This window comes from uncultured Stenotrophomonas sp. (assembly GCF_963519125.1).
GTDB lineage: Bacteria > Pseudomonadota > Gammaproteobacteria > Xanthomonadales > Xanthomonadaceae > Stenotrophomonas.
The window spans coordinates 105,242-129,146 of the sequence record NZ_CAUQLJ010000005.1 but is presented as its reverse complement, the minus strand read 5'-3'; the positions used below and the strand labels follow the sequence as shown (position 1 = coordinate 129,146).

18 protein-coding genes are annotated in these 23,905 nt (G+C 69.1%); 7 read left to right on the top strand and 11 right to left on the bottom strand.

Annotation, left to right across the window (positions count from 1 at the left end):
* Window positions 1–27 precede the first annotated feature (27 nt).
* The 3 genes from RYM47_RS06035 to pilG are packed head-to-tail and all read right to left on the bottom strand — an operon-like array spanning window position 28 to window position 1,340.
* Window positions 28–558, bottom strand: coding sequence for a chemotaxis protein CheW (locus RYM47_RS06035; RefSeq protein WP_315386642.1), 531 nt, complete (start codon window positions 556–558; stop codon window positions 28–30).
* A complete protein-coding gene (locus RYM47_RS06030; protein ID WP_315386641.1) occupies window positions 558–920 on the bottom strand; it encodes a response regulator in 363 nt (120 codons plus the stop codon). Before RYM47_RS06030 ends, RYM47_RS06035 begins: the two co-directional genes overlap by 1 nt.
* Window positions 921–938: 18 nt before the next feature.
* Complete coding sequence (gene pilG, locus RYM47_RS06025) at window positions 939–1,340, bottom strand: twitching motility response regulator PilG (protein ID WP_315386640.1); 402 nt, start codon at window positions 1,338–1,340, stop codon at window positions 939–941.
* A gap of 249 nt (window positions 1,341–1,589) precedes the next feature.
* Between pilG and gshB the strand changes: the two genes are divergently transcribed.
* Complete coding sequence (gene gshB, locus RYM47_RS06020) at window positions 1,590–2,540, top strand: glutathione synthase (protein ID WP_311182565.1); 951 nt, start codon at window positions 1,590–1,592, stop codon at window positions 2,538–2,540.
* Window positions 2,541–2,542: 2 nt separating this feature from the next.
* Complete coding sequence (locus RYM47_RS06015) at window positions 2,543–3,424, top strand: energy transducer TonB (protein WP_315386702.1); 882 nt, start codon at window positions 2,543–2,545, stop codon at window positions 3,422–3,424.
* Here RYM47_RS06015 and tsaB read toward each other — a convergent pair whose 3' ends face one another.
* From tsaB to mrcB, 4 genes are all read right to left on the bottom strand, one after another.
* A complete protein-coding gene (gene tsaB, locus RYM47_RS06010; RefSeq protein WP_315386639.1) occupies window positions 3,425–4,129 on the bottom strand; it encodes a tRNA (adenosine(37)-N6)-threonylcarbamoyltransferase complex dimerization subunit type 1 TsaB in 705 nt (234 codons plus the stop codon). It abuts the gene before it with no gap.
* Window positions 4,130–4,135: 6 nt separating this feature from the next.
* Entirely contained in the window at window positions 4,136–6,172 is a 2,037-nt protein-coding gene (locus tag RYM47_RS06005) for an ATP-dependent DNA helicase (RefSeq protein WP_315386638.1), read from the bottom strand.
* Window positions 6,173–6,268: 96 nt separating this feature from the next.
* Window positions 6,269–6,799, bottom strand: coding sequence for a hypothetical protein (locus tag RYM47_RS06000; RefSeq protein ID WP_315386637.1), 531 nt, complete (start codon window positions 6,797–6,799; stop codon window positions 6,269–6,271).
* A 23-nt stretch (window positions 6,800–6,822) separates the two neighbouring features.
* On the bottom strand, window positions 6,823–9,261 hold the full coding sequence (mrcB, locus tag RYM47_RS05995) for a penicillin-binding protein 1B (protein WP_315386701.1): 2,439 nt from the start codon (window positions 9,259–9,261) through the stop codon (window positions 6,823–6,825).
* A gap of 95 nt (window positions 9,262–9,356) precedes the next feature.
* Between mrcB and RYM47_RS05990 the strand changes: the two genes are divergently transcribed.
* Complete coding sequence (locus tag RYM47_RS05990) at window positions 9,357–11,474, top strand: glycosyltransferase (protein WP_315386636.1); 2,118 nt, start codon at window positions 9,357–9,359, stop codon at window positions 11,472–11,474.
* On the opposite strand, the gene RYM47_RS05985 is transcribed toward RYM47_RS05990, so the two are convergent.
* Genes RYM47_RS05985 through RYM47_RS05975 form a run of 3 tightly spaced genes read right to left on the bottom strand, consistent with a single transcriptional unit; the run spans window position 11,446 to window position 16,052 of the window.
* Entirely contained in the window at window positions 11,446–12,282 is an 837-nt protein-coding gene (locus RYM47_RS05985; RefSeq protein ID WP_315386635.1) for an NAD-dependent epimerase/dehydratase family protein, read from the bottom strand. The genes RYM47_RS05990 and RYM47_RS05985 overlap by 29 nt on opposite strands.
* Window positions 12,283–12,318: 36 nt before the next feature.
* On the bottom strand, window positions 12,319–13,869 hold the full coding sequence (locus tag RYM47_RS05980) for a hypothetical protein (protein ID WP_315386634.1): 1,551 nt from the start codon (window positions 13,867–13,869) through the stop codon (window positions 12,319–12,321).
* A gap of 29 nt (window positions 13,870–13,898) precedes the next feature.
* The gene (locus RYM47_RS05975; protein WP_315386633.1) at window positions 13,899–16,052 is read right to left on the bottom strand and encodes a bifunctional (p)ppGpp synthetase/guanosine-3',5'-bis(diphosphate) 3'-pyrophosphohydrolase; all 2,154 of its coding nucleotides are present in this window, start codon (window positions 16,050–16,052) and stop codon (window positions 13,899–13,901) included.
* 107 nt (window positions 16,053–16,159) lie between these two features.
* Between RYM47_RS05975 and RYM47_RS05970 the strand changes: the two genes are divergently transcribed.
* On the top strand, window positions 16,160–16,696 hold the full coding sequence (locus tag RYM47_RS05970; RefSeq protein WP_315386632.1) for a hypothetical protein: 537 nt from the start codon (window positions 16,160–16,162) through the stop codon (window positions 16,694–16,696).
* Window positions 16,697–16,738: 42 nt separating this feature from the next.
* On the opposite strand, the gene hrpA is transcribed toward RYM47_RS05970, so the two are convergent.
* Window positions 16,739–20,836: an ATP-dependent RNA helicase HrpA gene (hrpA, locus tag RYM47_RS05965; RefSeq protein WP_315386631.1), complete on the bottom strand. Its 4,098-nt coding sequence runs from the start codon at window positions 20,834–20,836 to the stop codon at window positions 16,739–16,741.
* An 89-nt stretch (window positions 20,837–20,925) separates the two neighbouring features.
* Here hrpA and RYM47_RS05960 point away from each other — a divergent pair, with 89 nt between their 5' ends.
* From RYM47_RS05960 to RYM47_RS05950, 3 genes are all read left to right on the top strand, one after another.
* Window positions 20,926–21,492 (top strand): Dps family protein, encoded by a 567-nt coding sequence (locus tag RYM47_RS05960; RefSeq protein ID WP_315386630.1) that lies wholly within the window; start codon window positions 20,926–20,928, stop codon window positions 21,490–21,492.
* 94 nt (window positions 21,493–21,586) lie between these two features.
* Window positions 21,587–23,392: a DNA helicase RecQ gene (recQ, locus tag RYM47_RS05955; protein ID WP_315386629.1), complete on the top strand. Its 1,806-nt coding sequence runs from the start codon at window positions 21,587–21,589 to the stop codon at window positions 23,390–23,392.
* Window positions 23,393–23,484: 92 nt separating this feature from the next.
* Window positions 23,485–23,868, top strand: a complete 384-nt coding sequence (locus RYM47_RS05950) for a CopL family metal-binding regulatory protein (protein WP_315386628.1) — start codon at window positions 23,485–23,487, stop codon at window positions 23,866–23,868.
* The last annotated feature ends 37 nt before the right edge of the window (window positions 23,869–23,905 follow it).

Below are 23,905 nucleotides of genomic sequence, written 5' to 3'. Positions count from 1 at the left end.
TCAATACGGTAAGGAAGGCAGCAGCGTTCATGCCGCGGCCTGCCTGAATTCGGGGGTACGCGACAGCAGCGACAGCGAGAACACGCCCCAGTCGCGGCCATCGCTCTGGAACGCGCGGTCGATGAAATGGGCGTAACGTCCGCTGGCAAGCTCACCGGCACCGGTGTCCTGGTCCAGTTCGAAGCTGCGCTGGCCGAACAGTTCGTCGATGGTCAGGGCCACGTCGCCGCCGGCCTGGCGCATGATCAGCACGCGCTGGCCTTCCTGCTGCACGGTACGCGTGCCTTCCAGGAAGTACTTCAGGTCGACCACCGGGAACAGGTTGCCGCGCAGGTTGCCCACGCCCAGCAGCCACGGTTGCGCGCCGGGCACCGGGGTGATCGGCGGCATCGGGACGATTTCCACCACTTCGCGGAAGTCCGAGACCAGGTGGCGCTTGCCGACCCGGTAACCGACGCCGCGCCACAGGTCCTGGGTGAACTGCCGCTCGGGCAGCTGCACCGCATGGGCCAGGCTGCGCCGCTCGTAGGCTTCAAGGATGTCGAAGGGAGAGCGCATCAGGACACCAGTTCATTGATCTGCGCGATCAGGTCTTCCTCGCGCGGGGGCTTGACCATGTAGGCGCGTGCGCCCTGGCGCAGGCCCCAGGCCTTGTCCGTCTCCATCGCCTTGGTACTGACGATGATCACCGGAATGTCCTTGGTGGCCTGGTCACGGGCCAGCGCGCGGGTGGCCTGGAAGCCGCTCATGCCCGGCAGCACCACGTCCATCAACACCAGGTGCGGCGCGTGTTCACGCACGAGGGTAATGCCGTCCTCGGCGTTGCCGGCCTCGAGCACTTCGTGCCCGGCCTTGGTCAACCATTGGATGAACACCGCCCGGTCGGTCGGTGAGTCCTCGATCAGAACGATTCGAGCCATTGTGCCTTTCCCCCCTGGTCAGGCGTTTACGTATGTGCGGATGGCACCCAGCAGTTCTTCACGCGTGAAAGGCTTGGTCAGGTACTGCTCCGAGCCCACGATGCGCCCGCGCGCCTTGTCGAACAGACCATCCTTGGAGGACAGCATGATCACCGGCGTGGACTTGAACAGCTGGTTGTTCTTGATCAGCGCACAGGTCTGATAGCCGTCCAGCCGCGGCATCATGATGTCCACGAAGATGATCTGCGGCTGCTGGTCGGCAATCTTGGCCAGGGCCTCGAAACCATCAGTCGCGGTCACCACCTCGCAGCCTTCGCGCTTGAGCAGTGTTTCAGCGGTGCGTCGAATGGTCTTCGAATCATCGATGACCATGACTCTCATTCCTGCGAGTTCCCCACCCGCAGCCATGTTTTCAGTCATTACCTTTTCCCCGAGCGCGCGACGCGTCTACGTTGGTCCAGCGTCGCTACGAAAGCGTATCTATATCCCACCACGCGGCCGTCATCAAGGGTGTGCTTCCGAAGCCACGCCACGCGCACGTCGCGGCGGCCGGCCGGGGGCGGAACTGCGCAAAGCGTGAAGGCCGCCGGATGCTGCGTTCCGCCTCCCGGGGCAGGCAGCGCGGGCGCAATGCCGCTACCATCAGCGCCTGCCCGCCAGGTTGCGACCATGCCGTTGAACGTCATCGTGGTGATGGACCCCATCGCCCATATCAAGATCGCCAAGGACACCACCTTCGCCATGCTGCTGGAAGCCCAGCGCCGTGGCCATGCGCTGCACTACGTCAGCCCCGGCGGGCTGGCCCTGCGCGACGGGGTGGCGGTGGCCCGCACCGCGCCGCTGCAGGTCCGCGACGACAAGCATGACTGGTTCACGTTGGGCGAATTCAGCCAGACCACGTTCGGCCCCGGCCAGGTCGTGCTGATGCGCAAGGATCCGCCGGTGGATGCCGAATTCATCTACGACACGCAGGTACTGGGCGTGGCCCAGCAGGCCGGCGCGCTGGTGGTCAACGACCCGCAGGGGCTGCGCGATTTCAACGAGAAGCTGGCCGCGCTGCTCTTCCCGCAGTGCTGCCCGCCAACCCTGGTCAGCCGCCGCCACGCCGACCTGAAGGCGTTCGTGCTCGAGCACGGCCAGGCGGTGCTGAAGCCGCTGGACGGCATGGGCGGGCGTTCGATCTTCCGCAGCGGCACCGGCGACGCCAACCTCAACGTGATCCTGGAAACGCTGACCGATGGCGAGCGCAAGCTGGCGCTGGCGCAGAAATTCATCCCCGACATCACCGCCGGCGACAAGCGCATCCTGCTGGTCGACGGCGAGCCGGTGGACTACTGCCTGGCCCGGATTCCGCAGGGCGACGAGTTCCGCGGCAACCTGGCCGCCGGCGGTCGCGGCGAGGGCCGCCCGCTGAGCGAACGCGACCGCTGGATCGCCGCCCAGGTCGGACCGGAGATGAAGCGGCGTGGCATGCGCTTCGTCGGCCTGGACGTGATCGGCGATTACCTGACCGAGGTCAACGTCACCAGCCCCACCTGCGTGCGCGAGCTGGATGCGCAGTTCGGGCTGAACATCGCCGGCACCCTGTTCGACGCGATCGAGGCCAGCCTGCCGCGATGAGCATGGTGGTCGATCCGATGGTGCCGCTGCAGGGCCGCGAATCGCAGCGCCTGGGCGCAACCCTGGCGCTGTCGGTGCTGGTGCATGCGCTGCTGATCCTGGGCGTGGGCTTTGCGGTGAGCGACAACGCCGCGCTGGTGCCGACCCTGGACGTGATCTTCAGCCAGACCCAGACCCCGCTGACGCCAAAGCAGGCCGACTTCCTGGCCCAGGCCAACCAGCAGGGCGGCGGCGACCACGACAAGGCGCAGCGCCCGCGCGACAACCAGACCGGGATCGTGCCGCAGCCGCAGGCCGGGCTGTCGCCGGTCCCGCAGCAGCGCCAGGACGCCGCGCGTCCCCCGCCGCCGCAGGCGCGGGTGGTGGCCAGCCGCAACAGCCCCGACCAGGTCGCCAAGGCCGAGACGCAACCGCTGCCGGAGAATCCGCAGCCGGACGCGGCCCTGACCGCGCGCGAACAGCGCGATGCGGAAATGGCCCGGCTGGCGGCCGAAGTGCACCTGCGCTCGGCGCAGTACGCCAAGCGCCCGAACCGCAAGTTCGTGTCGGCCAGCACGCGTGAATACGCCTACGCCAATTACCTGCGCGCCTGGGTGGACCGCGCCGAGCGCGTGGGCAACCTCAATTACCCCGACGAAGCGCGGCAGCGCCGGCTCGGGGGCCAGGTGGTGATCACCGTGGGCGTGCGCCGCGACGGCAGCGTGGAAAGCAGCCGGATCCTGCGCAGCAGCGGCACCCCGCTGCTGGACGAAACCGCGCTGCGCGTGATCCGCCTGGCCCAGCCGTTCCCGCCGCTACCCAAGACCGACGACGGCGTGGACATCCTGCAGGTGACGCGCACGTGGGTGTTCTTGCCGGGCGGGGAATTGCGCGACGATCGTTGATCAACCCTGCTTGGCCGCCCGCGCCGCCTGCTGCTCGACCAGGGTCAGCGCAACGTTGTTGCGCAGGTAGGCCGGCTCCACCAGCTCCGGCGCCACGCCCTCGCCGCGCTCGAACATCGGTACCGCGAGCGTCAGCAGGTCCGACGCACGCGGCAAGGCCTGCGCATCCACGCCGCCTAGTTGACCCGCCAACCGCGCCGCCAACACACCTTCGGCCGCACCAAACCCGGTGCCGACACCGAACCAACGGCTCCCATCCGGCAACTCCACCGCCTCCGGCGCACACACCTCTTCCCCGCCCTGCAGCCGCCACTGCCCATCCACGCGCACCTGCCGGGCCACGTACACCTCGCCCATCCTCGCATCGATGCTGCTCAGCACATGCGTCGCCTCGACCGGCGCCCGCAGCGCCAGCACCTGCAGGGTCGACACCGGCAGCAGCGGGCGGTCCAGCGCCAGCGCGATGCCCTGCGCGATCGCGATCGCCAGGCGCACGCCGGTAAAGGCACCCGGGCCGCGGCCCAGCGCAATCGCGTCCAGCTGCGAGCGGGCAATCCCGGCGTCGGCCAGCAGCGCCTCGGCCCACGGCAGGCTCAGCTCGGCATGCCGGCGCGGCGCGATCTCGAAGCGCTCGCGGACCTGCCCATCCACGTACAGGGCAACGGAACAGGCTTCGGTAGCGGTTTCAAAGGCGAGCAGTTTCATGGCAGGTCAGAACAGGGAAGTAGGAAAGGCGTCGCCGGCAGGCACGGTTTCGGCGGGCAACGGGTCGGCGCCGGCAACGGCCCATTGTGGCGCAAAGAACGCCTGCACATCGCCCAGCGCGCGGGTGCGCCGGAACGGCGGCAGCGAATCCAGGAAGGTACGGCCGTAGCTCCGGGTGACCAGGCGCGGGTCGCACAGCACCAGCACGCCGCGGTCGGTTTCGCTGCGGATCAGCCGCCCTACCCCCTGCTTGAGCGCGATCACCGCCTGCGGCAGCTGTTCGTCGCGGAACGGGTTGCCGCCGTCGCGGCGGATCGCGTCGAGCCGTGCTTCGAAGACCGGATCGTCCGGCGAAGCGAACGGCAGCTTGTCGATCACCACCACGCTGAGCGCGTCGCCGACCACGTCCACGCCTTCGCGGAAGCTTGCCGAACCCAGCAGCACGCCGTTGCCGGACTCGCGGAACCGCTGCAGCAATGTGGCGCGCGGCGCTTCGCCCTGCACGAACAGTGGCCACGGTGCATCGCGCAACGCCTCGGCCGCTTCGCGCAGCGCGCGGTGCGAGGCAAACAGCAGGAACGCCCGGCCGGCCGACGCTTCCAACACCGGGGTCAGGGCACGGATCAGCGCGGTACCGAAGCCACGCGCGGCCGGATCCGGCAGGTCGGTCGGCAGGTAGCACAGCGCCTGCCGGGCCCAGTCGAACGGACTGGGCTGCAGCAGCGTGATCGGGTCGTCCAGTCCCAGCCGCTGCGCGATGTGCTCGAACTGCCCGTCCACGGTCAGCGTCGCCGAGGTGAACACCCAGGCCGCCATGGAGCGCTGGCGATGCTCGCGCAGCGGACCGGACACGTCCATCGGCGTGCGCTGGCAGCGGAAACCGCGCGGGGTAAGTTCGTACCACAACACTTCGGCCGGCGCCGGCGCGTGCTCGGGGTCAGCCTCGAAATCGAGCAGCGGCGCATCGTCGCCCAGCCAACGCGACAGCCGGGAGACCGCCTCCAGCGCGCGCGCATGGCAGGCATCCAGGCCCGGCGAGGCATCGCGCACGCCATCCAGCGCGTCGCGCAGCCCCACCAGCGCGCTCATCGCCGCGTCGAAGCCGTCGCGCACCTGCGGCACAGCCAGTGCGCGCCATTGCGTGCCGCGCGACGGCAACCCGTCCATCGCCACGCGCAGGTCGCGCAGCAGCTGTTCGAGCGCGGAGGCCTGCGCCTGCAGCGCGGCCTGGGCGCCGGCCACGCTGCGGCTCTCGGCCAGGCAGTCGCGTGCCAGCTCCTGCCACGGACGCATGCCGAAGCCTTCGCCGAAGAAATTGGCGGCCAGTTCCGGCAGCTGGTGCGCTTCGTCGATCACGAAGGCCTGCGCACCGGGAAGGATTTCGCCGAAGCCCTCCTGTTTCAGCGCCAGGTCGGCCAACAGCAGGTGGTGGTTGACCACCACCACGTCGGCCGCCTGCGCCCGCTGGCGCGCCTGCACCACGAAGCAGTCCTGCCAGAACGGGCATTCGGTGCCCAGGCAGTTGTCGACCGTGGAGGTGACCATCGGGTACAGCGGCGAGTCGTCGGGCAGCGCTTCCAGTTCGGCCATGTCGCCGTGCTGGGTGCGGCCGGACCAGGCCAGGATGCGCTGGAACTGCGCCACTTCCTGCGGCGACGTAAAGCGCGGCTCGCCGCGCGCCTGCTGCAGGCGGTAACGGCACAGGTAGTTGGAACGGCCCTTGAGCAGCGCACTGCTATGCCCTACTCCGAGCGCGGCGCGCACCCGGGGCAGGTCGCGGTGGTAGAGCTGGTCCTGCAGCGCGCGGGTGCCGGTGGAGATGATGGTCTTCAGCCCGGACAGCAGCGCCGGCACCAGATAGGCAAAGGTCTTGCCGGTGCCGGTGCCGGCCTCGGCCAGCAGCACCTCGCGCTGGTCGAAGGCTTCGGCGATCGCGGTGGTCAGGCGCAGCTGGGCCGGGCGCGCAACGAAGGCATCGAGTTGGCTGGCGAGCGTGCCACCCTCGCTGAGGGCTTCACTGCTGGCATGGGCAAGGCGGGACATGAGGACATGATACGGGGTTGCCGGGCAGGGCCCGGCACTACCGGATACGGGTGACCAGGTTGTCGAGGTAGAGCCGGGCCCTGCCCGGCTGAACCGTCAATACCGCTTGATACCCGGCACCGTGCAACCTTCCAGCTGCGCATGCGCCGACGCCGCGTTTTCCTTCTGGCCGCGCGCCAGCTGCGACTGTTCGATGGTGGCCCAGTGCCGGCGGCACAGCGGCCCGGTCTTGGAGCCCAGCGCCACCGACTTGCGGGCCAGCGTTTCGGCGTTTGCCCAGTCGCCCTGCAGCAGCGCGATTTCCGCACGTTCCTGCAGGATCGAAGGGTCACCTTCGGAAATCTTCAACGCTTCATCCAGCGCACCGGCAGCGCCTGCAAGATCGCCGGCCTGGCGCTTGGCCTTGGCCGCCACGCGCAGATCTTCAACCCCGGCGTCGCGCAGCGGCTGCACGTCCAGTTCCTTCGCGTCATTGCCGGCGGTGGCGTCCACCGCGGCCATGCGCTGCGCCGGCGTGGTGGTGTCCACCGGCGCTTTCACCGGCGGCGTGGTCGAGACGCAGGCACCCAGTGCCAGGCCGAGCGCAAGCACGGAAGCGGTACGGATCACGGTACGGGTCGTTGTCATCGGAGCCTGCCTTGTCATGCACGTCATCGAGCGGGGGGAGTGGCCGCAGGTGCGGCCTGGGCCGGTTCGGCCGGGGCGTCGGGCTTCTTGTCCAACCCGAACCAGCTGCGCCAGCCACCGCCTTCGCTGCCGTCGCCTCCCTCGCCTTCCGGCAACGCGGTCGGGGCCACGCAGGGCGCGTACGCCGGCGCGTAACCGACCACGAACGGGAGCCGGCGTGCGCCGGGGCAGGATTCGTCGGTCGAGGCGGTGCCACCGGCTTCCACCGGCTGCCAGTCCAGGCCCTTGTTGCTGACCTTCAATGGCGCGCTGGGCAGGCGGCTGAAGATCCCCGACCATACCCGCATCGCGCCGGTGGCGCCGAACAGGCCGGTCTGCGCGTTCTGGTCGTTGCCCATCCACACCACGGCCAGGTGGTCGCCGGTATAGCCGGCATACCAGCTGTCGCGACCGTCGTTGGAGGTACCGGTCTTGCCGGCGGCCTGCAGGCGCGACAACCCATCCGCATTGAGCCGCTGCGCGGTGCCACTGGACACCACCTGCTGCAGCCCGATGCTGATCAGGTTGGCGGCGATCGAGTCGCCTTCCTGCGCCGGGGCCGGGGTCTTGTCGTAGCGCTTGAGCAGCTTGCCCTGCGGATCGAGCACACCACGCACCGCATGCAGCGGCTGGATCTCGCCGCCCGAGGCCAGGAACTGATACAGCTGGGCCATCGCATACGGGCTCTGGTCGGTCGAACCCAGGATCACCGCCGGATTGCTCTCGGCCTTCAATCCGGCCAGCACATGGATCAGCTGGGTGACCCGCTCCGGGCCGACCTGCATGCCCACGCGCACGGTGGCCTGGTTGTAGGAATGGGCAAGTGCGTCGATCAGGCGCACGGTGCCGTGGCTGCGGTTGTCCGCGTTGCCCGGGGTCCACTGCTTGCCGCGACTGAGCTGCACGGTGACCGGCGAGTCGTCTACGAAGCTGGCCAGCGAATACTTGTCCGGCTGCGCCAGCGCCAACAGGTAGACGAACGGCTTGAGCAGCGAACCGACCTGGCGCTGGGCCTCGATGGCGCGGTTGAAACCGGGCTCGGACACATCGCGGCTGCCGACCACGGCCAGCACGTCGCCGTTGTGCACGTCGGTCAGCACCAGGCCGGCCTGCAGCTCGGGGCGGCGCTTGTTTTCCAGCGACTTAAGGGTTTTGGTCACCGCGCCTTCGGCGTAGGCCTGCGCCGACGGCGCCATGCCGGTCATCACGCTCAGACCGGCCCCCTGCAGGACCGATTCGGGGTAATCGTGGCCGAGCTGGCGGCGCACCAGGTCGACATAGGCCGGGAAGCGGTTGGCCGCGATCAGGCCCGGGGTCTTGGGCACGCCCAGCGGCGCCTTCAGCGCCCGCTGCAGTTCGGCATCGTCGATCAGCCCGTTCTCATGCAGCTTGCCGAGCACGAAATTTCGGCGGTCCAGTGCGCGTTCGGGATTGCGGCGCGGGTCGTAGTACGACGGCCCCTTGACCAGCCCGATCAGCAGCGCGATGTGCTCGGTGTTGAGCGAAGACAGGTCACGCCCGAACCAGAACTCGGCGCCGGAGGACATGCCATGGATTGCCTGGCTGCCACGCTGGCCCAGGTAGACCTGGTTGAGGTAGGCCTCGAGAATGGTGCGCTTGTCGTAGCGCGCTTCCATGATCAGCGCGTACAGCACTTCATTGAACTTGCGGGTGACTGTCTGTTCCTTGCCGATCCCGAGCAGGCCGCTGCGCGCCAGCTGCTGGGTCAGGGTGGATGCGCCCTGCCGGCTCTGGCCGCCGGAGCGCACCGTGACCCACACCGCGCGCGCAATACCGCTCAGGTCGATGCCGTGATGGCGGTTGAAGTCCTTGTCTTCCACCGCCTGCAGGCCGGTGACCAGCAACTCGGGCGTCTCTTCCAGCCGCACCAGCCGGCGCTCTTCCTGCTTCTGTCCGTACAGGGTGGCAATGCGCGCCGGATCCAGCCGCGCAGCCTTGATGGACTTGCGGCTGTCGGCGTCGCGCAGCGAAGCGATCTGGCCACCGGACAGGCTCAGTTCAATCCGGCGCGGCGCCACCTTGCCGTCCACGTCGTTGTAGCCGCGGCTGGAAACGACGAAGCGCCCGCCCTCCTGGCTGAACGTGGCCGGCGACTTGCCGGTGCCGTCGTCGCGGTAAGCCGAGGCCGCCAGCTCGGTCTTGAGGGTCTGCGCGTCCATCGCCAGGCCCGGCGCCAGCGCCAGCGGCCGCGCGTAGACACGGGTGGGAATCTGCCAGCGCAGCTCGCCGAAACGCTGGGTGACCTGGGTGTTCAGGTACACGGTATAGGGAATCAGGAAGCCCAGCCCCAGCGCCACGGCGGCCATGCCCCAGGTAACCAGGCGGCGGCGCCACAGCGGACCGCGGCTTTCGGTGTCGTCTTCGAACTCGTCGATGTCGTCGGAATCGTAGCGTCGGGGCACGGGCATGCAAGAATGTAAAAGTCCGGCGAGTCTAGCGCAGCCATGGTGGCGCGCGTGTCCCCCGGTTTTCCCCGCTTAGCTGGAGTTGTAACGGGATGTCGACCTCCCTGGCCGATGCACGCTATTTCCTGAACCGCATGATCGGCCTGTTCCGGCGCAGCCTGGCCAGCCTGCGCACACGGGGCTGGCAGGCCACGTGGCAGCGGATCCGGGTGCACACCCGTACGCTGCCGGCGCTGCAGCGCAAGCCGATGTACCTGCCTGCCGCCGCCCCGTTCGCGCCGTTCGCGGTGCCACACAGCGTTGAACCGCGGGTCAGCATTGTGATTCCCGTGTACAACCACGCCGCCCATACGCTGGCCTGCCTGCGGGCGCTGGCCGCGCACCCGCCGCAGGTGGCCTGCGAGATCCTGGTGGTGGACGACGGCAGCAGCGATGAAACCGTGCAGTGGATGCCGCAGGTCCATGGCCTTCGCTATGAGGTCCGGGCCAGCAATGGCGGCTTCATCGAGGCCTGCAACGACGGCGTGGCCCGCTCGAAGGGCGAGTTCGTGGTCCTGCTCAACAACGACACGGTGCCGCAGCCGGGCTGGCTGGATGCCCTGCTCGATACCTTCCAGCGCCTGCCCGACGAGGGGCTGGTGGGCTCGCAACTGCTGTATCCAGACGGCCGCCTGCAGGAATCCGGCGGCGTGGTTTTCAGCGACGGCAGTGCATGGAGCTACGGGCGCTTTGAATCGCCAGACGATCCGCGTTACAGCGCGCTGCGCGACGTGGACTACTGTTCCGGCGCCGCCTTGATGCTGCCACGCGTCCTGTGGGACGCGCTCGGCGGCCTGGACACGCGCTACCGCCCGGCCTATTACGAAGACACCGACCTGGCCTTCGCGGTGCGTGCCGCCGGCAAGCGCGTGCTGGTGCAGCCGGCGAGCCGGGTGGTGCATGACGAAGGCACCAGCAACGGGACCGATACCAGCACCGGCATCAAGGCCTACCAGGTACGCAACCGCGGCGTGTTCGCGGCCAAGTGGGCGCCGGTGCTGGCCGGCCACCTTCCGCCGGGCAGCGTGCCCGGCCCTGCTCTCCTTCATCGTAACCAGCGCCAGGTGCTGATCCTGGACGAACGTGTGCCGCAACCCGACCGCGATTCCGGTTCGCTGCGCCAGTACAACCTGATCCGCATGCTGCTGGCCGAAGGCCTGCACGTGGTGTTCGTACCAACCCTGCGCGAACACGCCGGCGAGGCCACCGAAGCCCTGCAGGAACTGGGCGTGGAGGTCTGGTACGCGCCGTTCCTGGAAGGCGTGGGCGCCTGGCTGCGCGAACACGGCCCGCGCTTTGCAGTGGTGATGATGGTCCGCCACCACGTCGCCAGCGAATGCCTGCCGCTGCTGCGCCGTTACGCGCCACAGGCGCGACGCGTGTTCGATACGGTCGACCTGCATTACCTGCGCGAACGCCGCGGGGCGGAACTGGCGGGGGACGCGGCCCTGCTGCGCAATGCCGAGCGCACCCGCACGCGCGAGCTGGCGGTGATGGCCGGCAGCGATGTCACCGTGCTGGTCAGCGACGCCGAACGTGTACAGCTGCAGGTGGATGCGCCCGATGTACAGGTGGCGCTGATCTCCAACCTGCATGAAGTGGCCGGCGGCGGTGCCACCTATGCGCAGCGCCGTGACCTGGTCTTCGTCGGCGGCTTCCGCCACCCGCCGAACGTTGACGCCATGCACTGGTTCATCGGCGAAGTCTTCGCGCATATCCGCGCGCAGCTGCCCGATATCCAGTTCCACTGCATCGGCGCCGATGTGCCGCCGACGCTGCACGCGCTGGCCGCGAGCCAACCCGGCGTGCAGATCCACGGCTTCGTGCCGGTGGTCACCCCCTACATGGACAACGTCCGCATCGCGGTGGCGCCGTTGCGGTTCGGTGCCGGCGTCAAGGGCAAGGTCAACCTGAGCATGGCGCATGGCCAGCCGGTAGTGGCCACCACCTGCGCGGTCGAGGGCATGCATCTGCGCGACGGCGAGGACGTTCTGGTGGCCGACGACGCCGAGGCCTTCGCCACCGCTGTCGTCCGCCTGTATCGCGACGAAGCGCTGTGGCGGCAGTTGTCGTCTGCCGGCCTGCGCAACGTGGCCGATCATTTCTCGCTGGATGCCGCACGCGAAACGGTGCGGCAGGTATTCACCCAGGCCGCCACGTCCCAGGGGTAGGCGCGAAGGGCCGCGGGCGCACGCCCAGCAGTGCGGTCAATGCGGTGTTGTCGGCGACCAGGTCCTGCTCCAGCCGCGACACCGGCCCACGCGCCCGCGGCACCGTTGCGGCGAGCAGGCGCAACGCCATGCCCGGCAGGTACAGCGGCAGCGTGGCGGTGCCGATGCTGGCATGCACGCGCCGGAACATCTGCTGGTAGTCCAGGCGTTCGCCCCCGCCGATCTGCAGCGTCTGGCCCGCAGCGGCATCGCCCTGCACCGCCGCCAGCACCGCCTGGGCGATGTCATCGGCGTGCACCGGCTGGCGCAACCCGTGCGCCATCGGAATCGGGAACACCCGGGTACGCCGGGCGCGTGCCACGATCGGGGTCAGGCTGCGGTCGACACCGGCGCCATACACCAGGGTCGGGCGCAGTATCGTCCACTGCATGCCCAGGCGCCCGGCCTGCGTCGCCAGGTTCTGCTCGCCCCGCTGCAACAGCGCCACCAGCGCCTGCTCGTCGGGCTGTGCCGAGCCCTGCTTGGTCAACACGCTCATCGAACTGGTCACGATGATCTTCGCCGCCGGCGCCACGCCCTGCGTCGCCAACCAGTCGCCCCACGCATCCAGCGGCGCGAAACTCACGATCGCCTGCAACGGCTGCGCCGGCACCGCCAGCGCGCGCATGTCGCCCACCTGCCACTCCACGCCCGGCTGCGCCGGCTGTGCATGCCGGCTCAGTGCGCGCACCGGCAGCCCTGCCGCCGCCAGGCGCGGCAACAGGAAACGACCGATCTGGCTGGTAGCGCCTGAAACAAGAACCGTCATGCCGTATCCACGTTCGATCAAGCGCGCACTATAGCCTCAACGCAGCGCGTCGACGTCGCGCAGCCGCTGCTGCAGCGCCTGGTACTCGGCAGCCGTAGCGGGAATGCCCCAGTGCGCGGCCTGCTGCAGCGCCTCCTGTGCGAACTGCACGTCGCCGCGACCCAGTCGTTCGCTGCCGATCGCCAGCCAGCGCTGCCCCAGCCGTTGCCGCGCATCGGCCAATGGACCGCTGCGCGACAGCGTCTCCCAGGCGTCCAGGCAGGCCCCGGCCGCCTGCACGCGGTTTTCACGCAGGCCGTCTTCAACGCACTGCCGGGCAGCCGGCAGCAGGCGCACGGCCGCCGCACGCACGCGCCGGTCCCGCGGCGCAAGCGCCTGCATCTCACGCAACGCGTCGTACGCGCTGCGTCCCGGCGGGGTCAGGATGTCGCCCCGGGCCTGGGCCTCGTCGAAGCGTTCCAGCAACTCGCCCAGGGCCGGTTCGACCGCGCCCGCCGGGCCCGCAGGCGCGGTCAACGCACGCTCGGCCACCCGGGCCTGCGCCATCGAACGTTTCGCAGCGGTCAGCTGGCGCTCGGACGCGCCCAGCGCACGCGCCGATTGCAGCGCCTGCCCGGCCAGGTCGAAGCGGAAATCGGCCGCCTCGCGCGCAGTGGCGACCAGCAGTCCTTCAATCGCCGCCTGCCGCCCCTGCTGCGCGCCGGTGTCGTCCGGGCGCGCGGCAAGCACGGTCTGGAAGGCGTCGCCAGCGGCGTCCCAGCGCTTGCGGCGCAACAGGCGCCGACCTTCGTCCAGGCGTTTTTCAAGCGCGGCATTGAGCGCCGCCTCGCTGGCCGGCAGATCCACATGGCCCGGATCGAAGCCGCGTGCGCTGCGCACGCGGGTCGCGGCGGCAACCACGTCGCCCTTCGCGGCCGCGGCACGCGCCTGCTGCAACAGGTCCGACAGCGCGTCCTCACGCCCTTCCAGTGCACGCAGGTTGTTGGGCGCGCGCTCGAGCACCTGCTGGTACAGCGGCAGCGCACTGTCGTCGCTGCCGTCCAGGCGTTGCGCCTGCAGCGCCGATTCGGCGCGTCCGAGCAGCGCACCGATACCGGCACCGTTGTTTTCATGATCGCGCAGCCGGCGTGCCACCGCATCGGCATCGCGCTGCGGAACCTGCAGCTCGCGCGCAAGCGCAAGCGCCCGCTCCGCCGCTGCGGTGTCGCCGGCGGCCAGCGCCGCGCCTGCCTGCTGCAGCGCGGCCCGGCCGGTGCGGGCAAGGCCGGTACGCGCCTGCGGTCGGTCGGTGTCCAGCGCGAGTGCGGCCTGGTACCACTCGCGCGCACCCGTGCCATCGGGCGCGCTCAGGCGCCCTGCGGCCAGCGCACGATCGCCGCGGTCGAGCAGCTGTTCGACCTGCGGCTCATTCCAGAACCAGTTGGCCAGCGGACGACCGAAGGCCACCAGCAGCACGAACACCGCAACGGCAACCGACAACGCCCAGCGCCAGATGCGTCCTGCATGCCGGGCCTGCCAACGGCCTTCGCTTCGCACGCGGCGCAGGGCGGCATGCGCGGCATCCTCATGGACTGGGGGGCGGCTCATTCCCTGAGCGTAGCGCGGGTCACGTGAGCTCAGCCCAGACGCCGCGCGTCACTGACCCCGGGCAGGGCATCCAGCTTTCCAAGCAGGTTCGACAGCTGCCCGTAATCGCTCACCTTGAGCCGCAGGCGCAGGTGCGCGCGGCCGCTGTTGCGGACGTTGTCGCTGTGGATGTCCAGCACGTAGGCATCTTCCTGCGCGATCAGGTTGGTGATGTCCTTGAGCAGCCAGCGCCGGTCGACGGCGTCGACCACCACATCGACCTCGTAACCGCCGCCGGCCTGGCCCCATTCCACCGGCAGGATCCGCTGCGGGCTGGTCGCCGACAGGCGCGCCAGCGCGGCGCAGTCGGTGCGGTGCACGGTCACGCCGCGGGTACGGGTCAGGTAACCGACGATCGGCTCGCCGGCCACCGGCTGGCAGCAACGTGCCAGCTGCACCAGCAGGTTGCCCACGCCCTGCACGGTGAATTTGGACGAGCGCACGCTGTCGCGACGCGCGGTTGGCCGTGGCAGCGCCGGCGCGGCCGGCTGGGTGGCGGCCCGTTCGGCCTCCAGCAGCGCGCGGCTGACCTGGTGCGGGCCGGTGTCGCCCAGCGCGACCTGGATGTACAGGTCGTCCACGCTGTCGGCGTGGAACTTGCGCGCGGCAATGGACAGGTCGGCCTGCTGCAGCCCGAGCCGCTTCAGTTCACGATCAAGCAGGTCGCGCCCGGCCTGCACGTTGCGCGCGCGGTCAAGCTTGTGGAACCAGCCACGCACCTTTTCGCGCGAGCGGTTGCTGGCCAGGTAGCCGTTGGAGGCCAGCAGCCAGTCGCGGCGTGGGTCGGCCTCCTTGCCGGTGAGGATCTCCACGCGGTCGCCACTGCGCAGCCGGTAGGTCAGCGGCACGATGCGGCCGTTGACCTTGGCGCCGCGGCAGCGGTGCCCGACCATGGTGTGCACGTGGTAGGCGAAATCCAGCGGCGTGGCGCCCTGCGGCAGGTCCATGACCTCGTCCTTGGGACTGAGCGCATAGACCCGGTCTTCGGTCAGTTCGGCATCCAGTGCGCCGGCCAGTTCACCGCTGTTGCCTTCCTGGGACTGCTCCAGCAGCTGGCGCATCCAGGTGATCTTGCGGTCGAAGGCTTTTTCGGCGCCCTTGCTGCCTTCCTTGTAGCGCCAGTGCGCGGCCACGCCGAGCTCGGCCTGCGCATGCATGTCGTGGCTGCGGATCTGCACTTCAATGGTGCGCCCTTCCGGACCGACCACGGCGGTGTGCAGCGAACGGTAGTCGTTGGCCTTGGGCCGGGCGATGTAATCGTCGAACTCGCTGGGCACCGGCGCCCACAACGAATGCACCACCCCCAGCGCGGCGTAGCAGGCCGCCACGTCCTTGACCATCACCCGCACCGCGCGGATGTCGTACAGCTGTTCGTAGGCGAGCCGCTTCTTCTGCATCTTCCGCCAGATGCTGTAGATATGCTTGGGCCGCCCACTGACCTCGGCTTCGATGCCCTGCGCGAGCAGCTCGCGCGAAAGCGCCTTCTTGACGTGCTCCACGTAGCGCTCGCGCGCCAGCCGGGTTTCGTCGACTTCGCGCGCGATGCGCCGATAGGTCTCCGGTTCCAGGTGGCGGAACGCCAGGTCTTCCAGCTCCCACTTCAGCTGCCAGATGCCGAGCCGGTTGGCCAGCGGCGCATGGATATCGCGGGTCAGCTGGGCCAGCGCGCGCCGCTCCTCCTCGGGCAGGCGGTCGGCCGCGCGCATCCGCGCCAGCTGCCGGGCCAGCAGGATCGGCACCACCCGCAGGTCATGGATGATCGACAGCAGCAGCCGACGCAGGCCTTCGCTGTTGCGCCCGGCGTCGCGTCCGGCATGCAGCGCCCAGACCTGATCGGCCGCGTCCAGGCCATCCAGCAACCCCACCACCGCGGTCTTGTGGGTGCCCAACGGCAATGCATCCAACCCGGCGCGCAGCCACGGCAGGTCGAACAGCAGCGCCGCCAGCAGCGCACTGTCGTCGGCCGACAGCAGGGCCAGCGCGTCCAGGGTGTCGGCCAGCACCGGCCACGGCGCGGCCTGGGTGTGGTCGGCGCCGTCGTCCGTCCAGCGCTGCAGCAGCGCATCGCGCAGCACGGAGGGCAGCGCGGCGGTCGAGGGTCGGTTCAGCAGGCCATCCAGGCCGGGGACGGAAGCGCGGTTCACAGCATCATGCAGGAAAGACAGAGAGCCCTACACTAGCGCTGCTATCGTTGGCGGACAATCACAAGCGTTGTCCGTACCTGTCATCGTTCAATTCCTGGAGAGCTGCCATGCGTTTTACCCGTCTGAGGTTGTTGGCCTGTGCGGCCGTCATGCTGGGCCTTTCCGGGCCCGCGCTCGCCCAGCGCGTGGTCGGCGGCGACCTGCAGCAGCAGATGTCGCCGGCGGAGTTCAAGGCAGCCGGCCTGGACAAGCTCAGCCCGACCGAACTGGCCACGCTCAACGGCTGGCTGCAGGGCAAGGTCGAGGCCGTCACGGCCGACGTGCGCGAACAGGTCCGCGAACAGGTGCGCGAAGAGGCCCGTGAGGAAGGCCGCCAGGAAGTGATCGTCAAGAACCGCGGGTTCTTCGACTTCGGCAGCAAGGAGCCGATCGTGAGCACGCTGGAGGGCGAGTTCCGTGGCTTTGGCAAGGGCCGTCGCTACGTGCTCGCCAACAAGCAGGAATGGGAACAGACCGACGACGTCACGCTGGCCGGCGTGCGCCGTACCAACCCGGAGGTGTCGATGACACCCGGCATGGCGGGGGTGTGGTACATGCAGGTCAAGGGCAGCAATACCCGCGCCAAGGTCCAGCGGGTCAAGTAATCCTGCGTGCCCCGTGCCCAGGCGGCGCGGGGCAGCGGTGGATCAGGCCTGGCGAAGCGCAGCCACGCGCTGGGCCAGTTTCTTGGCGGAAATGCCGGTTTTCGCGCCAAGCTCCTGCGCGAACAGCGACACCCTCAGCTCTTCCAGGTCCCAGCGCAGTGCCTGCCATTGCGGGCGGTCGCGCAGGCCTCGTGCCTGCGCTTCATCCAGCGCGTCCAGGAACGGACGCAGCTCCAGCATCCGCGCCTGGTCGCGCGGCGGATCACGCTTGGCACGCTCGCTGCGCAGGATCATCGCGCGCAGGTAGCGCGGGTACTGGGCCAGCGCATCGGCCGGGGTTTCGCGCAGGAACCCGGGATGGATCAGCGCGGCGAGCTGCTGCTCCAGATCGTCCAGGTTGCCACGCGCCCAGCCCATCAATGGCGCCTCCAGCAGTGGCTTGAGTTCGGCCACGTTGGCCAGGATGTTCTCGGCCAGTTTCAACCGCGCCATCGCCTCGCCGAACAGTTCCCGGCCAGCGGCGTCGCGCCGCTTTGCGAACATACCCGGATCGCGGATCTCGCCCAGGCCCTCGGCCAGCACGGCATTCATCGCCGCATCGACCAGGTCACCGCGCAGGCGCTCCTGCGACTCGATCGCCGCATACAGCAGGCCGGTCTTGGGCGGCACCGGCAGCTGCTTGCGCGCCTGCTTGGCCTTGTCGCCCAGCGCGATCTCCAGCAGGCGGCGCACGCCGCGCGGATGCTGTTCCAGCGCTTCATTGCGGTCGGCGAAAATCCGCAGCGAGGCGGTCTCGCCCGCATCGACCAGGGCTGGATAGGCCGGCACGCCGGCTTCGCCGGGCACCTGCAGCGGGATCGCGGCGGCCGGGAACTCGCGCAGGCCCTCTGCCGCGAGCGCACGCCCGGCGCGCTGCGCGAAGGCATCGCCGGCCTGCTCGCCGAAGCGCGCGCGCAGCGCGTCCAGGTCGCGGGACGCGGCCAGCAGCTTGCCCTGCGCATCGTGCAGGCGCAGGTTCATGCGCAGGTGCGCGTCCAGCGCGGTTTCGTCGAAGTCCAGCGCGGTCACCTGGGCGCCGGTGGCGCGCGAAAGGAACCGCGCCAGCTCACCGCGCAGGTCGTCTGCAGTTGGCGCCGGGAACGCTTCGGCGAAGGCACGGCCAAAATCCGGCGCCGGTACATAGTTGCGACGCATCGCCTTGGGCAGGCTGCGGATCAGTGCCGACGCTTTGTCTGCCACGAAGCCCGGTGCAAGCCACGACAGCCTCGCCGGATCCAATGCATTGAGCAGGTGGAGCGGCACGTCCAGGCTCACCCCGTCATCCTCGCTGCCCGGCTCGAAGCGGTAGTGCAGCGCCAGCCGTGCATCGCCGAGCGGCAGGTACTTCGGGTACCGCTCGGCATCGCTTCCTTCGCCGGGCAGCAGGTCGGCCAGCGACCACGCCAGGGCGCGTCGCTTCTCCGGGGCCAGGCCTTTCCACCAGGTGTCCAGGCCCGTCGCGGAATGGATCTCCGCCGGAATCCGGTCCAGGTACCAGCGTGCCTGCCAGCCTTCATCGGCGACGATGCCGGCACGGCGAAGCTTGGCTTCTTCCTCGCGCGCCTGTTCCAGCACCTTCAGGTTGTCGGCGATGACGCTGGCGCGGGTGTTGATCTCACCGGTCACCAGCGCCTGCCGCACGAAGATGTCGTGCGCTTCGCCCGGGGCGATGCGGCCGTAATGCACCGGCTTTTTCGGCGCCAGCACCAGCCCGAACAGGCTGATCTGCTCCGAGGCCAGCACCTGGCCCTGCGCGCGCGACCAGTGCGGGTCGAAGTGTTTGCGCAGCAGCAGGTGCGGCAGTTCGGCGATGACCCAGTCCGGCTCGATCGCGGCATTGGTCAGGCCCCATACCTTCTGCGTGTCCAGCAGGGTCGCGGCCAGCAGCCACGGCGGCGGGCGCTTGGCCATCACCGAACCCGGGAACGGCAGGAAACGGCGCTGGCGCGGGGCCAGGAAATCGCCCTTGTCGCTGCGGTGGCCGACCTGGGTGGGCAGGCCCGCGATCAACGCGCGGTGCAGGGTCTGGTAGGCGTTGGCGCGGACGCGTTCGCTGAAGCCGGCACGCGCGTCGTCAGCGGGCGCAGGCGTGGCCGTCGGCGCGGCAGCGGGGGTTTCAGACTTGCCCTCCCGGGCCAGCCGCGCGGCGCGGTGCTGCTGGCCGCGGGTGACCTTGGCCTTGGCCGCATCGTCGCGCACCGGCGCGGGCGCCGATGAACCGGCCAGCAGCGGCGCCATCGCGGCATCCACTGGCTCCTCGTTCCAGCCCAGCTCCTCGCACAGCACGCGCAGCTGGCGATGCAGCTCGCGCCACTCGCGCATGCGCAGGAAACCGAGGAAATGGCGCTCGCACCAGCCGCGCAGCTTGGACTGGGTAAGGTCTTCGTGGGCCTGGCGGTAGCCTTCCCACAGTCGCAGCACGCCGACGAATTCCGAGCGCCCGTCGGCGAACAGCGCATGCGCGTTGTCGGCAGCGGCGCGGGCTTCCGGCGGGCGCTCGCGCGGGTCCTGGATGCCCAGGAACGAGGCGATCACCAGCATCGGCCGCAGGCAGCCCTGCGCCTGCGCGGCCACCAGCATGCGGGCCAGCTTGACGTCGACCGGCAGTCGCGCCATCTGCCGCCCGATCGGGGTCAGCCGGCGCTCGGCATCCACCGCACCCAGTTCGCCCAGCTGCTGCCAGCCGTCGGCGATGGCGCGCTCATCCGGCGCTTCCAGGAACGGGAAATCCTCGATCCGGCCCAGGCCCAGCTGCAGCATGCGCAGGATCACGCCGGACAGGCTGGAGCGGCGGATCTCGGGATCGGTGAATTCCGCGCGCGACTGGAAGTCGGCTTCCGAGTAAAGGCGGTAACAGATGCCTTCGGACACACGGCCGCAACGGCCCTTGCGCTGGTTGGCGCTGGCCTGCGAAATCTCTTCGATATGCAGGCGATCCAGCTTCTGGCGTGGGCTGTAGCGCTTGACCCGGGCCAGGCCGGGGTCGATCACGTAGCGGATGCGCGGCACTGTCAGCGAGGTTTCGGCCACGTTGGTGGCCAGCACGATGCGGCGCTTGCTGCCCGGGTTGAACACCTCGTCCTGGTCTTTCACCGACAGCCGCGCGTACAGCGGCAGCACGTCGGTTTCGCGGTACTTGCGCCGCTCCAGCGCCTGGTGCGCGTCGCGAATTTCGCGTTCGCCCGGGAAGAACAGCAGGATGTCGCCGCGCGGGTCGGTACGGGTAATCTCGTCCACTGCCGCCACCACCGCGTCGTTGACGGTGCGCTCGCCGTCGCGGCCCCCGTCCGCATCGCCGCCACCCTCGCCTTCCAGCGGGCGGTAGCGCACTTCCACCGGGAAGGTCCGGCCTTCCACGCTGATCACCGGCGCATCGTCGAAATGCTGGGCGAAGCGCGAGGTGTCGATCGTCGCGGACGTCACGATCAGCTTCAGGTCCGGGCGCTTGCGCAGCAGCTGCTTGAGGTAGCCCAGCAGGAAATCGATGTTGAGGCTGCGTTCGTGCGCTTCGTCGACGATCAGCGTGTCGTACTGCGACAGCCAGCGGTCGCTGCTGATCTCCGCCAGCAGGATGCCGTCGGTCATGAACTTGATGCGGGTGTCATCGCCGACCCGGTCGGTGAAGCGCACCTGGTAGCCGACCGTGGTGCCCAGTTCGGACTTGAGTTCCTGTGCCACGCGCGTGGCCACCGCACGTGCGGCAATCCGTCGCGGCTGGGTGCAGCCGATCATGCCGGCCACGCCGCGCCCGGCGGCCAGGCACAGCTTGGGCAGCTGCGTGGTCTTGCCAGAACCGGTTTCGCCGGCGATCACCACCACCTGGTGGTCGCGGATCAGCGCGGTGATGCGCTCGGCTTCACGCGCAATCGGCAGGCTGTCGTCCAGAGTGATCGATGGCAGGTTCTGCGCCCGCGCCTGGCGCCGCTGTACCGAGGCCTGCAGCGCCTGCGCGAAGGCGGCCGCCACGCCCGCATCGGCCGGCTTGGCGCGCACCCGCGAGAGCATGCCGAGCAGACGACCGCGGTCCCGGCTCATGGCCCCGTCAATGGCGGCCTGCTGCGAAGAGACGGACGAGGCGGCAGGTTGTTTGATAGCTGTCATCAATCGAATCGTTTAATACGTATGAGTACTACTGAAGGTTAGTCTGATCTATTGTGAAGACCATCCACTCCACGAAGAGGAACTCCCCCATGGCGAAGACCAAATCCCCGGCCAAGCCCAAGGCCACCAAGCAGAAGCTGGCTGCCTCGACCCCGTCCCTGCCGGCGGCGCCCTCGGCCCCGAACATCGATATCGGGATCAAGGTGGGCGATCGCAAGAAGATTGCCGACGGGCTGGCGGCCTTCCAGGCTGACGCGTTCACGCTCTACCTGAAGACCCACAATTTCCATTGGAACGTGACCGGCTCGATGTTCAACTCGCTGCATGTCATGTTCGAAACCCAGTACACCGAGCAGTGGGCGGCCCTGGACGACGTGGCCGAGCGCATCCGCGCCCTGGGCTTCAACGCCCCCGGCTCGTACCGCGAGTTTGCCGCCCTGACCTCGATCGCCGAGGAACCGGGCCTGACAAACAGCGCCGACTGGCGTGAAATGGTACGCCAGTTGGTCGTTGCCAACGAAGCGGTCTGCCGGACCGCCCGCAAGGTGCTGGACGTGGCCGACGACGCCGACGACGCCCCGACCGAAGACCTGATGACCCAGCGCCTGCAGACCCACGAGAAATACGCCTGGATGCTGCGTTCACTTCTGGCCTGATCGGGGACCCGTGGTGCCGGCCGCTGGCCGGCCCACGGGCCTGCACGGTGAATTCCTACGGGAACGGCCCCCCCGGGCGCGCTAAACTAGCGCGATGTCTTCCCGCCCCGCGCACGAACTGCTGCACCGCATCTTTGGCTACGACGATTTCCGCGGTCCGCAGCAGGCGATCGTCGAGCATGTCGCGGCCGGTAACGACGCGCTTGTACTGATGCCCACCGGCGGCGGCAAGTCGCTGTGTTACCAGGTGCCGTCCCTGCTGCGCGACGGCACCGGCATCGTCATTTCGCCGCTGATCGCGCTGATGCAGGACCAGGTCGAAGCCCTGCGCCAGCTCGGCGTGCGTGCCGAGTACCTGAACTCGACCCTTGACGTCGAGACCGCCAGCCGCGTCGAGCGCGAACTGCTCGCGGGCGAGCTGGACATGCTCTATGTCGCCCCCGAGCGGCTGCTGACCGGCCGCTTCCTGTCGCTGCTGTCACGCAGCCACATCGCCCTGTTCGCCATCGACGAAGCACACTGCGTGTCGCAGTGGGGCCATGACTTCCGCCCCGAATACCGCCAGTTGACCGTGCTGCACGAGCGCTGGCCGCAGATCCCCCGGATCGCGCTGACCGCCACCGCCGACCCGCCGACCCAGCGCGAGATCGCCGAGCGCCTGGACCTTCAGGAAGCACGCCACTTCGTCAGCTCCTTCGACCGCCCCAACATTCGCTACACCGTGGTGCAGAAGGACAATGCCCGCAAGCAGCTGACCGATTTCCTGCGCGGCCACCGTGGCGAGGCCGGCATCGTCTACTGCATGTCACGGCGCAAGGTCGAGGAGACTGCCGAATTCCTCTGCGGCCAAGGCTTCAACGCCCTGCCCTACCATGCCGGCCTGCCGCCGGAAGTGCGCGCTAACAACCAGCGCCGTTTCCTGCGCGAGGATGGCATCGTGATGTGCGCCACCATCGCCTTTGGCATGGGCATCGACAAGCCGGACGTGCGCTTCGTAGCGCATACCGACCTGCCCAAGTCGATGGAAGGCTACTACCAGGAAACCGGTCGCGCCGGCCGTGATGGCGAAGCCGCTGAAGCATGGCTGTGCTACGGCCTGGGCGACGTGGTCCTGCTCAAGCAGATGATCGAGCAGTCCGAGGCCGGCGAAGAACGCAAGCAGCTGGAGCGGGGCAAGCTCGATCACCTGCTGGGCTACTGCGAATCCATGCAGTGCCGCCGCCAGGTGCTGCTGGCCGGTTTCGGCGAGACCTATCCGCAGCCCTGCGGCAACTGCGACAACTGCCTGACCCCGCCCGCTTCGTGGGATGCCACCATTCCCGCGCAGAAGGCATTGAGCTGCGTCTACCGCAGCGGCCAGCGCTTCGGCGTCGGTCACCTGATCGACGTCCTGCGTGGCAGCGAGAACGAGAAGGTGAAGCAGCAGGGCCACGACAAGCTGAGCACCTATGCGATCGGCCGCGACCTGGATGCACGCACCTGGCGCAGCGTGTTCCGCCAGCTGGTCGCCGCCAGCCTGTTGGAAGTGGATAGCGAGGGCCATGGCGGCCTGCGCCTGACCGATGCCAGCCGCGACGTGCTGACCGGCCGCCGCCAGATCAGCATGCGCCGCGACCCGGCCAGCAGCACCAGCGGACGCGAGCGCAGCGCACAGCGCACCGGGTTGTCGGTACTGCCGCAGGATCTGGCCCTGTTCAACGCCCTGCGCGGCCTGCGTGCCGAACTGGCCCGCGAACAGAACGTGCCGGCCTTCGTGATCTTCCACGACAGCACCCTGCGCAACATCGCCGAACAACGCCCGACCAGCATCGACGCGCTCGGCCGGGTCGGTGGCATCGGCGGCACCAAGCTGTCCCGTTACGGCGAGCGGCTGGTCGAGATCGTCCGCGAAGAAGGCTGATGCCGCTGCGCCCTGCCAGACCCACGTCCAGACTTGAACCTGCCGTTCAGGCAGGGGTGCGCACGCACCGCGTTGTCGGTAAGGTGGCGTCCATGTCTGCCGGTGGCCTGCTCCTGCGCGTGGTCTTGATGCTCAGCCTGTTGCTCAACGGGCTGAACGCGGCCATGGCCGGCCCGATGATGCTGGAAATGGCGCAAACGCCCGTAGCACGGCAGGCCGCCGCGCCGCCCTGCCATGGCGAGGGCCACGCGGCGATGCCCACCGTCCCGGCCGGGACCGACACACCCGCCCCTGACGACAGTGAGCACTGCAGGATCAAGGACTGCCTGCGCAATTGCGCCCAGCAGCCCAGCCTGACCGCGCAGATCGCCTGGCTTCCGATCCCGCCGCCGTTGTTCCAGGCGCCGTTGCCGGTGGCGCAGTCCGCCCTGCCCAGCCTGCCGCTGGATCGCATCACCCGCCCTCCCATCGCCTGAGCGCGCGTTCGTCACGAACGCCTGCGTCATGCGATGC

What these genes read in the sequence shown, in the direction of transcription:
- RYM47_RS05985 (WP_315386635.1), bottom strand. Translation starts at nt 12,282, where the DNA reads ATGACGGTTCTTGTTTCAGGCGCTACCAGCCAGATCGGTCGTTTCCTG.
- RYM47_RS06030 (WP_315386641.1), bottom strand. Translation starts at nt 920, where the DNA reads ATGGCTCGAATCGTTCTGATCGAGGACTCACCGACCGACCGGGCGGTG.
- recQ (WP_315386629.1), top strand. Translation starts at nt 21,587, where the DNA reads ATGTCTTCCCGCCCCGCGCACGAACTGCTGCACCGCATCTTTGGCTAC.
- RYM47_RS05970 (WP_315386632.1), top strand. Translation starts at nt 16,160, where the DNA reads ATGCGTTTTACCCGTCTGAGGTTGTTGGCCTGTGCGGCCGTCATGCTG.
- gshB (WP_311182565.1), top strand. Translation starts at nt 1,590, where the DNA reads ATGCCGTTGAACGTCATCGTGGTGATGGACCCCATCGCCCATATCAAG.
- RYM47_RS06035 (WP_315386642.1), bottom strand. Translation starts at nt 558, where the DNA reads ATGCGCTCTCCCTTCGACATCCTTGAAGCCTACGAGCGGCGCAGCCTG.
- RYM47_RS06015 (WP_315386702.1), top strand. Translation starts at nt 2,543, where the DNA reads ATGGTGGTCGATCCGATGGTGCCGCTGCAGGGCCGCGAATCGCAGCGC.
- hrpA (WP_315386631.1), bottom strand. Translation starts at nt 20,836, where the DNA reads ATGACAGCTATCAAACAACCTGCCGCCTCGTCCGTCTCTTCGCAGCAG.
- tsaB (WP_315386639.1), bottom strand. Translation starts at nt 4,129, where the DNA reads ATGAAACTGCTCGCCTTTGAAACCGCTACCGAAGCCTGTTCCGTTGCC.
- pilG (WP_315386640.1), bottom strand. Translation starts at nt 1,340, where the DNA reads ATGACTGAAAACATGGCTGCGGGTGGGGAACTCGCAGGAATGAGAGTC.
- RYM47_RS05980 (WP_315386634.1), bottom strand. Translation starts at nt 13,869, where the DNA reads ATGAGCCGCCCCCCAGTCCATGAGGATGCCGCGCATGCCGCCCTGCGC.
- RYM47_RS05950 (WP_315386628.1), top strand. Translation starts at nt 23,485, where the DNA reads ATGTCTGCCGGTGGCCTGCTCCTGCGCGTGGTCTTGATGCTCAGCCTG.
- RYM47_RS06000 (WP_315386637.1), bottom strand. Translation starts at nt 6,799, where the DNA reads ATGACAACGACCCGTACCGTGATCCGTACCGCTTCCGTGCTTGCGCTC.
- RYM47_RS05960 (WP_315386630.1), top strand. Translation starts at nt 20,926, where the DNA reads ATGGCGAAGACCAAATCCCCGGCCAAGCCCAAGGCCACCAAGCAGAAG.
- RYM47_RS06005 (WP_315386638.1), bottom strand. Translation starts at nt 6,172, where the DNA reads ATGTCCCGCCTTGCCCATGCCAGCAGTGAAGCCCTCAGCGAGGGTGGC.
- RYM47_RS05990 (WP_315386636.1), top strand. Translation starts at nt 9,357, where the DNA reads ATGTCGACCTCCCTGGCCGATGCACGCTATTTCCTGAACCGCATGATC.